The organism is Senimuribacter intestinalis (assembly GCF_943192965.1).
In the GTDB taxonomy this organism is placed as follows: domain Bacteria; phylum Bacillota; class Clostridia; order Peptostreptococcales; family Anaerovoracaceae; genus Senimuribacter; species Senimuribacter intestinalis.
Window position 1 is genome coordinate 67,594 of record NZ_CALPCF010000001.1, and the last position, 11,696, is coordinate 79,289.

At 41.2% G+C, this 11,696-nt stretch carries 10 protein-coding genes; 2 read left to right on the plus strand and 8 right to left on the minus strand.

The genetic code is table 11. The annotated features are described in order from the left end of the window. Nucleotides 1–14: 14 nt before the first annotated feature. From NFR88_RS00350 to NFR88_RS00370, 5 genes are read right to left on the minus strand one after another with little or no spacing between them, the layout of a single operon-like run. Nucleotides 15–2,348 carry a sugar-transfer associated ATP-grasp domain-containing protein gene (locus NFR88_RS00350; RefSeq protein WP_251612577.1) on the minus strand — a complete coding sequence of 778 codons (2,334 nt, stop codon included), beginning with the start codon at nucleotides 2,346–2,348 and terminating at the stop codon, nucleotides 15–17. A gap of 3 nt (nucleotides 2,349–2,351) precedes the next feature. After that, nucleotides 2,352–2,945, minus strand: a complete 594-nt coding sequence (locus NFR88_RS00355; protein WP_251612583.1) for a glycosyltransferase family protein — start codon at nucleotides 2,943–2,945, stop codon at nucleotides 2,352–2,354. Between the two features lie 9 nt (nucleotides 2,946–2,954). After that, nucleotides 2,955–4,007 carry a sugar-transfer associated ATP-grasp domain-containing protein gene (locus NFR88_RS00360; protein WP_251612587.1) on the minus strand — a complete coding sequence of 351 codons (1,053 nt, stop codon included), beginning with the start codon at nucleotides 4,005–4,007 and terminating at the stop codon, nucleotides 2,955–2,957. 32 nt (nucleotides 4,008–4,039) lie between these two features. After that, the gene (locus tag NFR88_RS00365) at nucleotides 4,040–5,233 is read right to left on the minus strand and encodes a CDP-glycerol glycerophosphotransferase family protein (protein ID WP_251612591.1); all 1,194 of its coding nucleotides are present in this window, start codon (nucleotides 5,231–5,233) and stop codon (nucleotides 4,040–4,042) included. 55 nt (nucleotides 5,234–5,288) lie between these two features. Continuing rightward, nucleotides 5,289–7,142 (minus strand): AAA family ATPase, encoded by a 1,854-nt coding sequence (locus NFR88_RS00370; RefSeq protein WP_251612595.1) that lies wholly within the window; start codon nucleotides 7,140–7,142, stop codon nucleotides 5,289–5,291. A gap of 238 nt (nucleotides 7,143–7,380) precedes the next feature. Between NFR88_RS00370 and NFR88_RS00375 the strand changes: the two genes are divergently transcribed. Next, complete coding sequence (locus NFR88_RS00375) at nucleotides 7,381–8,922, plus strand: fibronectin type III domain-containing protein (RefSeq protein ID WP_251612598.1); 1,542 nt, start codon at nucleotides 7,381–7,383, stop codon at nucleotides 8,920–8,922. Between the two features lie 503 nt (nucleotides 8,923–9,425). On the opposite strand, the gene NFR88_RS00380 is transcribed toward NFR88_RS00375, so the two are convergent. Both NFR88_RS00380 and NFR88_RS00385 read right to left on the minus strand, forming a co-directional pair. Continuing rightward, nucleotides 9,426–10,013, minus strand: coding sequence for a DUF5105 domain-containing protein (locus NFR88_RS00380; protein ID WP_251612602.1), 588 nt, complete (start codon nucleotides 10,011–10,013; stop codon nucleotides 9,426–9,428). A gap of 105 nt (nucleotides 10,014–10,118) precedes the next feature. After that, nucleotides 10,119–10,448, minus strand: coding sequence for a hypothetical protein (locus NFR88_RS00385; RefSeq protein ID WP_251612605.1), 330 nt, complete (start codon nucleotides 10,446–10,448; stop codon nucleotides 10,119–10,121). 135 nt (nucleotides 10,449–10,583) lie between these two features. Between NFR88_RS00385 and NFR88_RS00390 the strand changes: the two genes are divergently transcribed. Beyond that, on the plus strand, nucleotides 10,584–10,814 hold the full coding sequence (locus NFR88_RS00390) for a helix-turn-helix domain-containing protein (RefSeq protein ID WP_251612608.1): 231 nt from the start codon (nucleotides 10,584–10,586) through the stop codon (nucleotides 10,812–10,814). A gap of 390 nt (nucleotides 10,815–11,204) precedes the next feature. On the opposite strand, the gene NFR88_RS00395 is transcribed toward NFR88_RS00390, so the two are convergent. After that, nucleotides 11,205–11,645 carry a helix-turn-helix domain-containing protein gene (locus NFR88_RS00395; RefSeq protein ID WP_161908220.1) on the minus strand — a complete coding sequence of 147 codons (441 nt, stop codon included), beginning with the start codon at nucleotides 11,643–11,645 and terminating at the stop codon, nucleotides 11,205–11,207. Nucleotides 11,646–11,696: the final 51 nt, after the last annotated feature.

Sequence of the window (11,696 nt, forward strand, 5' to 3'; positions counted from 1 at the left end):
CTCTATGGCACTGCTTATCTCTTTGGAAGTTTCACAAGCTTATGTCCCCTAGATACATCATAGCCATATTTCTTCTTTTTTTGCTCCAGCTTGTACAGCAGATAGTCTATGGTCTGCGGCGTGTATTTTTCGATAGCCGGATAGTCAGGGAAACGGTTAATTTCCGGGAACTTCAAACCGTCTTCAGTAAGCGCCAGGTCAAAACCAAACCATTCCAGCTGCGGGATATTACGTGCCACATTCAAAACATCAGCCTTTACCTTTTCCCAGTTTGGCAGATAGCCTTCAATGCGCACACCTGTATCTGGATGATTCAGACACGGCTTGATTTCATTGGCCTCAATAATCTTTGCATCATAGAACCTTCCGGTTTCAATGTCAATTTTAGCAAACATGCCGCCAGCACCCATATTGTCTACAGCGCCAGTACGCTTGGAGCCAAAACGCATGTACGCATTACCGATCACAGGATTCTTGCCGTCTTTTTTAAAGACAATCATACGAATAGTATTTACCGCGCCGTCATAGATGCGCTTAATCTCATGGTGCATATTGATATATTCTGTAACCAGATACTGATTCTTTACATCTTCTAAAATATTGAGCACGTCCTGTGCCGAAGCCTCTTCATGGTTCAGAAAATACTTTCCGTCCTCATAAGAGAACTTATAGAATCCGTCTCCGTGAGAGCCCTCATCCGGCTTTAGCGCAAGCGCGCCTTTCAGTTCTACCAGCTTGAAAATATCCTCATATGTATTTCCAAAGCCTTCCGGACAGTCCATCATCGGAATCACTTTATTGTTTCCGTTTTTCAGACTGATGTGATAGTAATACTCAGGGAAACAACTGTTATACTCGGAGCAGATATACTTGACCGTAATCTTGTCCTCCATCCAGTGTCTGTATTTATTGTTGATGTGGCGCAGCCACTTATATTCAAAATCAGCGATATAGTTTAGATGATTTTCTTCTGTGATACCATACTGGTGCAGGCGATAAGACAGAAAACCGTGCTTTGCTGCCCAAATCTTTTCCTTCAAAGTGGTATCCTTGTTAGTCAAAAAATCCTTCTTCAGATCCTGAAACCATCTGATAGACAGGTAAGGTTTCAGACCGTCCGGGAAGAACATCTTCGCATATCTTGCTCTCACTTTCAGCTTAATCTTCTTGCAGGCTCTTCTAAGACGAATGCCTTTTCTGCTGTAAGCAGCTCTCTTCTGTTGCGCTTTATATTTCAAATAGTCGGAAGTTTTCTTGCTGAACGGCACGATGCGCGGATAAGGTGGGTGATTAATCATCTTCATAATCTTAAATCCGCCTTCGCAAATTGCAATTTCCAGTCCGAAAAACTCCAGTTGTGGTACAAATCTGCAAATGCTGTCTACAGTCTCTGCGATATCTGTCCAGAAAGGGATTTCTTTCGCTATATCACAGTCATTATTTGGGTTTTTTGTTCTCGGTGTTTTCTTTCCAGCCCTGATGCTGACCGCATCACTGACTTTACCAGTAATAGAATTTACATATGCATAAATCTTATCAAATTCCTCGCTCAGTTCCTCAGGCGCTTCGTCTTCTTCGTTTAAGTCGTCACTTTCGCTTAGCTTATCAGGAAGCGGATTTTTCATCAGTTCCAAACGCTCATAGGAAATATAGGAATCACCGATGACCGGATTATCACCCTGATCATTAAAGATAACCAGATTCAGTCTGGCGCCGGTAAAAGCCGGACTTGCCTCAACATCTTCGGTAATTACGATAACAGCATTGTAAGAGGAAAGCTTGCGAATCATTCTTTCCTCAGAGCATGCCTCTTCATCAAAATAGTAGGTCTCATTTTCGTAAGACAGTCTGCTGCTCTTGCTGCCTTTAGAAAGGCGCGCCCGCAGCGCTCCTTTTTCTCTAATCATAGCGAGCACATCGTCAAAGGTGTTTCCCGCTTCAAAGTCATAAAGAGGAATAATTTCTGTCTCTGTATATCGCTTATAGATCTGATAATAGCACTTCGGCATAACATCCCGATACGGTTTAAAAATCGCATTGATGGTCACCTTATCGGTAATCCACTTGCTGTATCCGCCGTTTAATGGACGCAGAAAAGCATACTCCTTAGCAGAAATCGTATCTCTATAATTATCTTCGTTGAGCCCAAGGCCTTCTACCTGTTCCGGCATAAAACCTCGCTTAATTGCCCATCTGCTCTGTGCAAAGGAGTATTCTGATTTCTTAAAATAGCTTCTATATACACCTCGTACCCATCTTCTGGCTTCCTTTCCGGTAAAGCCTCTGGAAGTCGGTCCCAGCGCCAGCGCATTTACCACTGATTTCTTCACACCTTTTACAAAGCCCATGTACTACTTTTCCTCCTGTTTTTGTTCCAAATCCTCCGGCGAATTAAAATCCCTCGTATCATCGCACAGATAGATATATTTTTTTGTAATTGTCTTTTCGCCGAAGGGCAGTCCCAAGAAGGACTGATACACCTGCCAGCCAATACATTTGTCAATTTTACCTGCAAGAAACAGCTCTCGGACCCTGTTCACATGCTTTGAGAATACTTGCGCATCTGCAACTTTTACTGCAACGATGGAACGCTCATTACCAAAAAAGAGCAAATCCTCCGCTACCGTATCCACAATGGTCTTGATAGAAACTTCCGAGTAATACGTATCTCCGTACAGAAAACATATGTTGTCTTCTATCAGTTCCGTTGTGAAACGGTCAATCTCCAAAACGTTATGCTTTGGTTCGTAGCGGCGAGCACCGGCTACTTCATATCTGGAATCGTGTGAGGTAATAATCACCTCACAGGACGGATCATTTTCTCTTAAAAGCCGAACAGTTCTCGCAAGAAGCGTCTCACCATTCACCTCAATAAAATGCTTGGGAATATCCCGGTAATTATTCCATCTGGTTCCCTTACCGTCAGCCATGATAATATATTTCATGCAGTTCTCCTACTTTTTAATCGCTTTGTGATAGCGGTAAAAATCTCCAAGTTCATCGTTTCTCTGTCCGCCCCAAAGCTGGATAATATTCACCCCTGATGAAGTATTTGCCTCAATAATACAAATCTCCCCATCCTCTGTAATCAGTATGTCCCAGGCAATAAAATGCATGTACGGCATCTTATTAGCAAGGGCCAGCATTTCTTCTTTAATTCTATCCCAACCCGGAATCTGCACACCCTCAATCGGTGCTTTGGAATCCGGGTGTACCTTGTACACATTTTTGTTGTGCAGACACCTAGCCTCTGTTAAAATCCCCGTATCAAGATCAATCTTGGCTACAAGACCTCCTCTGCTTCCATTGTCCACCGGAATGGTTGCCGATGTGCCAATTCGCTGCACTGCAAAAAACACCTTGAACTGATGGGTATGAATATCCCGCAATGTAATAAAGCGAATGGTATTGACAGTCTTATCATAAATATCATCGGAATACTGATGCTGCTTCATGGATTCACAGATGAACCAGTCATCCCTGCCCTTCAGGAACTTCACAAATTCCTCTTCGGTATATTCCTGCTTGTCTACAAAAATCTTTCCGTCTTCGTAAATCAAGATGTTAACACCATTGCCTTTGCCGGCGCCATAGGGTTTGATGAACAGCTTTCCCTTTTCTTTTAGTAGATCTATCGCCGTCTCATATTCCATATGTTCACTGTCAAAGCTTGTAAGAAAGCCCTTATTCTTTATCATGTAGCTTTCCGGTACCCGGACATACTGCTTGAGAATCTCTGCCGCAGCAATTTTATTGTTTAAAAGAAAGTCAAAGGGCTCGTTGATATACCGTGAGCGGTACCAATCAAATTCGGACAGATACTCTCCTTTGTCATTATGGTCAAAATCATAGAGAATCCACTGATCCGCCAAAAATCCTCCGCAGACGTTAGCTCTGATTTTCTTGAAAAAAGAGCATTTAAAGTGATTCTTTACAAAAAGAATCCTTCTAAAGTATAGAATAAATAATTTCAGTCTTTTGATCCATTTTTTTGCCAGTTTAAACATGCTGTTTTATCTCTTCCTATTCTAATTCTAATCTATTGTAATTGCGCAAGCACAAGTTGCGTAAGCTTTGCCGTCGATGTGCCCAGCTCCCGCGGCAGATATTTTTCTCTGTAATCTGCCAGCGCTTTTTCGTTGTAAGCACCGCCCTGCAAGTCCTCAATCAAAGCTTTCGCGTCTTTGAACGCGCAGCCAGGCATAGATTCAAAAGGACTAACGTTGATACCGTTCTTCTCTGTATATTCTTCGTAATCGTACAGATAATAGTACGTTTTTTTATTTAAAATTGCACCTTCTACAGCAATTGCCGAGTAGTCGGTAATCAGATAGTCGCATGCCGCAAGCAGCTCTACCGACTTAAACTCCGGACACAGCAGCACGCCTTCGTAATCACAGATAATTTCCTGATTAGGATGCCCTTTAATTACTAGAATATATCTGTCGAAGTCAATCACATCAAGAAGTGGCTCCCACTTCAAGTCAATGCCTCTGCGAAAGGTCGGCGCATACAGGATTACCTGCTTTTCTTTCATCTGCGGATAAGCAGCCAACACTTTCTCTCTGTTTGCCTGCGCAGTTTCCAAAAGATAGTCAATCCTCGGAAGGCCGATATTGACCAGCTTATTCTCAGTGGTGTTGAAAGAAGCGCAGTAATATGGATTCCACGCACTGCCGCCGGCAATAATATAGTCGTAATTTTCGTGCATGTTAAGGAGCCGTGCCAGTTTCTCGCCTCTGCCGGACTCTTTTCCAAGAGTCTGATAACCAGACTTCTTTATCTTTCCCAAAGCATGCCACATCTGAATCACTGTCAAGGATTTCTTATGATGTAAAATGGACACCGCCGGCCAGTACGCATCTAACACACAGACTTTACTTGTAGCCAGATGATACATACTGCGCAGAGTATCGATACCAAATCCAACAATTCCGCTCTTGCTGTCGTCCAAACGATTACAAATGCTTACAATTTTAACGGAGGCATCCGCGGCAAGCAAACTGTCTTTTAACATGGAAAAATCCAGGCTCAGCTCATCCGACTGCCTGCTCAAAAACAGCACCTTATGCTTTTGGGTCGGAAAGACTTTGAGCAAACAATATAAAATGCCCAGACAGCACTTTCCAAATTTTATTATTAAAGTCATCATTTCACCTACTAATATTCCGTAATAGTTTACCACATTTGACCACCTTTGTAAATAATCGCAGATGGATTTCACAAGTTCCACACATGAAATAAATGAAGAGGGTCTATCATTTGCCCTCTTCATCTCATAAAACATTTCATTCTACTGCAATCTCTACATTCTTGCCGCTGAACGCCACACCGTATTTAAAGATTTCATGTACGCCTTTCGCCTTTAATTCCGTCTCATAACCTTTCTCATTGATCTGCTGCAAAGCCGCGCCGGCCAGTTCTTTTAATTTTTCCTGACTGCATGCTTTTTCTGCTTTCAGTTCAATGAGAACACCCGGCAAATGATCATACTCCGGCATCAGCTGTATGTCATATCTGCCATCGCCTGACTCACGGTTTGATGTCACATAGGCCCCTCCGAGAAGGGCGCACACACCCAGCATCAAACCATGATAAAAGCTCTCTCCTGCCGTATCGTAATAGCTGACCGACTGCATCAGCAGTTTCTCCATCATCGCTTTAAACCGCGCTCCATCACCTTTTATAAGCGATGACTGAATTGCAATGGATGTGGACTGCGGAATGATATTACCAAAGCGCAAAAGAATTTCTTTGTGATAAGCATAGGCGATTTCCTTGTTGGGAAGTGCCACTTCACATACATACTCACCGCCAAAAGACAAGCTCTTTTGGGTCACCTTCAGATATCCCGTCACCAGAAGGAAGCTGAAAATCGACGACGGATTATTTCGTATCTGTGGATAAATCACATTGGTATCGATACGAGTTTCAATGGAATTCCCGTTCATCAGCGATGTCAGCAAATCATATAAATCCTGATCCACCTCAGTGAGAACCTCTCCTATAATCTCGTTGCTGCCTGTCTCTACCCAGTAGGCCTCCGCCAAACAATCGTTGCTAAAATAATTGATAACCGACCATGGATTAAAAATTTCAGCATTGCCGAAAATATATCCGTCATACCACGCGCATATTTCATCAAATCTGTCTTCCGCCTCGTAGTATTCTAACATAGCCTCTATCTCCTCAAAGGTAAATCCGAAATAATCGCTGAATCTGTTGTCAAGAACTGAATTGATTCTCAAATTATTCATACCGCTGAAGATGCTTTCCTTTGCTACGCGGAGAATTCCGGTTAAAAATCCATAGGACAGATGTACATTGTCCTTTAATACGCTGGAAAACATATTGCGCATAAATAGAATCACTTCATCGTAGTATCCTCTCATATGTCCCTGCTGAATCGGCGTGTCATACTCATCTATAATCAGAATAGGCGCAACGCCATAGTGTTCATGGAGCATTTTAGAAAGCCTGTAAAGTGCCGTATCCAGCATTTCTCGATCCGCGTTTCCCTCTACCATCTGCTGATAGTATGTTTTATCTGTAATCCGTGTACTGTCCGCAAGTTCCTTATGCCTTCTGTATTCGCTGGTTATCAGCATCTCAAGGTAAACAAGTGTATTCTCCCATGAAGTTCTCTTCACATCTTTAAAGGTAAGAAAAATAACCGGATACTTTCCCTGATAGCTGCGATATGCCTCACCGCATGCCCAGATTTTTTTATCCTGAAAATATACCGAAGTGTCTTCTTCCGTCTTCTCGAAAAAGGTTCGGAGCATATTCATATTGAGCGTCTTTCCGAAGCGGCGCGGTCTAGTAAAAAGCGAAACCACTGACTTCGTATCGATGAGTTCTTTTATCATCAATGTCTTATCCACATAGTAATACTCACTGCACGCCCGCCTGTAGTCAGAGACTCCAATGGGCAGGGGCAGCTTCTTCTCATCTATACACTTTTTGTAAGTGCCGGATTTTACTCTGCTGTCCTCCGGTTTCTGTGCGTCTGCCGGAATGAGCCATGAGCGTCCCTGTTTCTTCGCTCCGGCAATTTTGCCCTCTTTGCAAAGTCCGGTTACCCGTCTCTCCGTTAAATTCCACAGCTTCGCTGCATCTCTTACAAGCATCGTACCTGACATGAAAACACTCCTTTCAGAACTTTATAATACTATTATATCCATAGTACGGAAATTTAGCAAGAAAAAATCGGAAATATGTCATGAATCACTTGATATATTTCCGAATCATTTCTTTCTCCAAATTTTTCATGGTATCACATCTTCTATTTATCCAAATATCTATTTTTCATAAACTTTTCACAAAACTATGTTATCATAAAATTGGAAATGGACTCTTATAGGATTAAAGGAGGTATTTATGAAAAAACTTATCACGCTGATGCTTGCGGTTTCTCTGCTTTTCTCTCTGATGATGCCGCAGACCGCTTTTGCCGGCGAAAGCACTGAAACAAGCACTAAAACAAATAACAGTTATCCCTTTGATTTACACGTTTTACCTAGTTCTATAGAGATGGAAAGCGAAACATCCATACGAATTTTTTGGTATCAGGATGTGCCTTATCAGGCGCTGCAGATTTCATGGAGAAAGGCAGATGAAGCTTCTAATCAGACGCAGTCTGTGCGAATCGACTCTCCGACTTCAGAAGAATTAAAAAAACAAGACGGAAAAAGTTCCTATGTCATAGAAGAACTTTCTCCAAACACCGCCTATATTTTCACCATGCAGGGCATCCTCACCGGTGCGGACGGACAGGAAATTTTTACAAAGCCGTGGAACATCGAAGGAAAAACGTCCCTTTATACACCAAAATTAGCAGCTTCTAGTACAAATAGCGTCTATATTAACTCCTATTGGGATGTCAGAGAACTTAATTCCATCCTAAAACTTTACCGCTCCGAAACAGAAAACGGTTCTTATCAGCTCATCGGAACCTTCGACGCAAGAGATAAACTAGATGAACCAGATGGACCGAATAGACAGTTTTCTCGCTTTTCTTGCAGCGACTGCCTTGACCGTGGAAATGCAAATAAAACTTACTACTATAAAGCGCAGGCTGAGATTACTAAAAACGGAAATACTTATCGTAGCGCCATGAGCGAGCCTGTTGCACTCAAAACCAAATATTCCGATGGCGCATATACAGTAAAGCTTCTCAACAGCAAAAATACTGCCAACAAGCAGTTAATACTAAAGCTCACCAGCAATGAGGCAAACTACAATACTTATTTGAACAACTATAAAACTTTGTATCGCGGCAGCAAGAAAAGAGCTATAAAAAAGGTGGAATACAGCAAAGACGGTAAAAAATACTATACTTTAAAGAATAAAAAGGTACTGCTGAAACCCGGAAAGAGTATCTATCTGCGCATCACAACTAAAAGCACCTATTCTGCCAAGGACTACAAAGAAATTGGTCGTATGCTGCTAAGCGTAAAATATCATGGTGATAACAGAACTCTAATAGTCTATGGACGCGGAGGAAGCATGAAGGAGACGATGGATATGGTTAAATTATCCACATTCTCGCCAAATGACGCCGATCCTTCTGCATTTACCAGTGCTTTTTCATCTTTCTACGGCAATTATGACGTAAGAATGAAGGGCAAAGTACAGAAAGACGGCACTTTCCTCATCAGCTGGAGACCAATCAAGAACACAGAAAGCTATGCGGTCCGCTTTGGCACTACAAAATCATCCGTGATGTACGATGGCGCAGATCCACTGATTATTCCAAAAAATCAGGTTCAGACTGCTTTCAAGAATCTTGATAAAAACAAGACCTACTATTTCAGCGTCATTCCTTGCGAAAACGCAGATGGCACCGGTGCTTATGACGGCGATCATTTTTATCTGAAATGGAACGGTAAAAAATTTACTGAACTTTTACAGAATAACTAAAGATTCAAAAATAGCGGTGCGGCTAAATAACGCAAGTCGCATCGCTATTTTTGAATAGTATTCAATATTTATATTTCATGTTTTACATAATAATATTTAAACAATTTAGTCATCATCTTGTAATCAAATGCCGATAACGTTACTACCACACAGCACATTATCCCCAAACCCTTTGATTGCTTCTACATAAAACTCCAGAAGCATTAAATCTGTGCCTGGCTCTCGTTCATTATAAAAATACTCAACGCCTCACCTTCGTCAAGTGATTTTAGTTCCCAAATCGCATCTACGCCCCCTTTACACATTCATTAATTTAAACTAGAACTTTCCGCCATTCCAATCAGTTAGGGTAATTCCCACCATTGAATCCGCAGAATTCTGTCTGCTCCCTACTGCATACTTTACAGTCACTTTGGGAGCATACTTTTTTACGCAACTCTTGCAGTGATTGTAGTAATTCCAGCCTTTTGGGCAAAATCTTTGCAGTGGTTTTATCTACACTTCTATTCCATATCTGAAAACCAACTGTCCATATCGTTTACCACTTCCATCAATCCACCTGCTACAGCATTGAGAAATTCCTCATTGTTATCTAATTCTTCCACTTTCCAGCCGTCATCCCCATGAGTAAGATTTACTGTGAAAGTTTTCTCAAATGTTTTCTCGGAACTCATTTCATCAATCGCTGTTGTAAATGCTTCCATCGCCTTTTCTTCCAGCTCTTCTTCGCTGGCTCCGGCAAGAGCAAGTCCAAAAGCTTGTGACATATAATTTCCCATAGCGGTTTTAAACATGTCACCGATTTCACAAGTTTTTATTGTCACATCAACAGTTGCTTTATCGCCGTCAATCACTTCATTTTCAACGGTATATTCAAATCCCATAATTAAATCAATAATCTTCTTCTCAACATCTTCTCCAAGACCCATAGCGTCAGAATCCTCTTCGCCGTTAAGAATACTTTCCGCATTGGCTTTGTACGACTCTATTTTCTCTCTCGCTACATCCGTTGGGGATTTTTCACCACTGCAACCTGTCATCATCACGATTAACATAGAAACAACAATCATTACACTTAAAAATTTCTTCATGCAGTACACCTCTTTCTTAATTTAAATTCGTCCTCTATAATAGCCCAAGAGCAACCAATTTCCTCAATTGATTTACTTATTTAATAGCTTCATTTTGTTGCTCTTTTAAACATTTTTCTGTTTTAATTTTGCAAAACCGACAAAACAAAGGATCATCTGAATAATAACAAACATAAAGTAAATTGGCATGAGAACTATAGAAACAGCATAGAGGATTCCTGCAACTAAAGCACCCCATCTGACACTCATTGCCCAACCAATCCAGTTAAAAATTGCCGCAATTCCCACACAAATCATATGCGGAGTAACTAGTGCGGTCGCAATTGTTCCAGATACGGCTTCCTCACCTATAGCGCCAGTAAAATAAGAAATGAGATAGATAAAATATGCAGCTCCTAAAATCGCTGCAGCTAACAATAATTTGCTTTTTTTCATATTAAATTCGTCCTTTCATTTTTGTACTTATCTGTATAATTTCTTACACAAGATTTCTTACAGCTTATAAACCCATTCTAATACGGTTACACTATACATGTCAACTATTTTTTATAATCCGGAAAGGTGGTTTCTATGGATTACAAGTTTGGAACAATTCACATTAAAGTGAACGATTTGATAAAAGAACGAAATCTCAGTAAAAACAAATTGAGCCATAGAGCTGATATGCAGCGTACGCAGCTGAACAAATACTGCAACAATCAAATTAGCAGACTTGATATCGATGTGCTGGCCCGCTTATGTACTGCCTTAGACTGCAAAATTGAGGATTTACTGGAGTTCGTTCCTCCAACAAAAGAATAAAGCTGTATTGCCTCGAAGATACGCCTTTACCTATAGTTTACACAAAAACGTTAGGGGATGTTGTGCTGACAGCACGAAAAATATGAGCGAAGAGGTCTGTCGCAGACTTTAACGCTCTTGATTCTGCACTGCCTTCCCCACGGTGAAATACATATTTTTAAAGAAAACCCCAAAAATATGCACATCAGTCTACATATTTTCGGGGTTTTTACGTTATATATGCATATTTGCCACTGTGAACGAATAATCTAATTGCTATTTCAGAGTTTTTTCAAAATAAAAATGCATATGTGGAGCAAAACCATCAGAAATATGCAGATTTCTTCAATACGCTATGCATATTTTTGGCTTTTTTTCCGGATATATGCACACGCCCCTTCTATAGTAGTCTCAGACCTTCAAAGGCTCTACACCGCACTGATCCAGCAGCAGGTTCACTTCCGTCACACTGCGGATTCCTTTGTTAATTGCCACAGCAATCCGCACGTCCCGTTCATCTTTGGGATACAACGGCGCGGCTTTTGCAATCTCAAGACCCCGCTGCGTCTGACTGTAGTTCATCTCTGCACCAATACAAAGAGCTATCACCTTATCCCTGCCGGGATTTTTCTTGTCACCATTTAAAATGTTATACACATAGTTGCGACTGATTCCGCTGGCGGCAACTACTTCTGACGTAGTCAGACCCTTTACTCCAATCATCCAGTTCAGGTATTCATAAAAATATGTAAACTCCCGTTCCTTATAGGCATCGATGAATTGATCCGCCTCGCTGCAGTCTTTCACTTGTTCTAATATCTTCGATAAGCCTCTCGTCGTCTTCTCACTCATAAACTTTTACTCCCGAAAATGCTATATGATATTCTTTTCAAATATGTTACA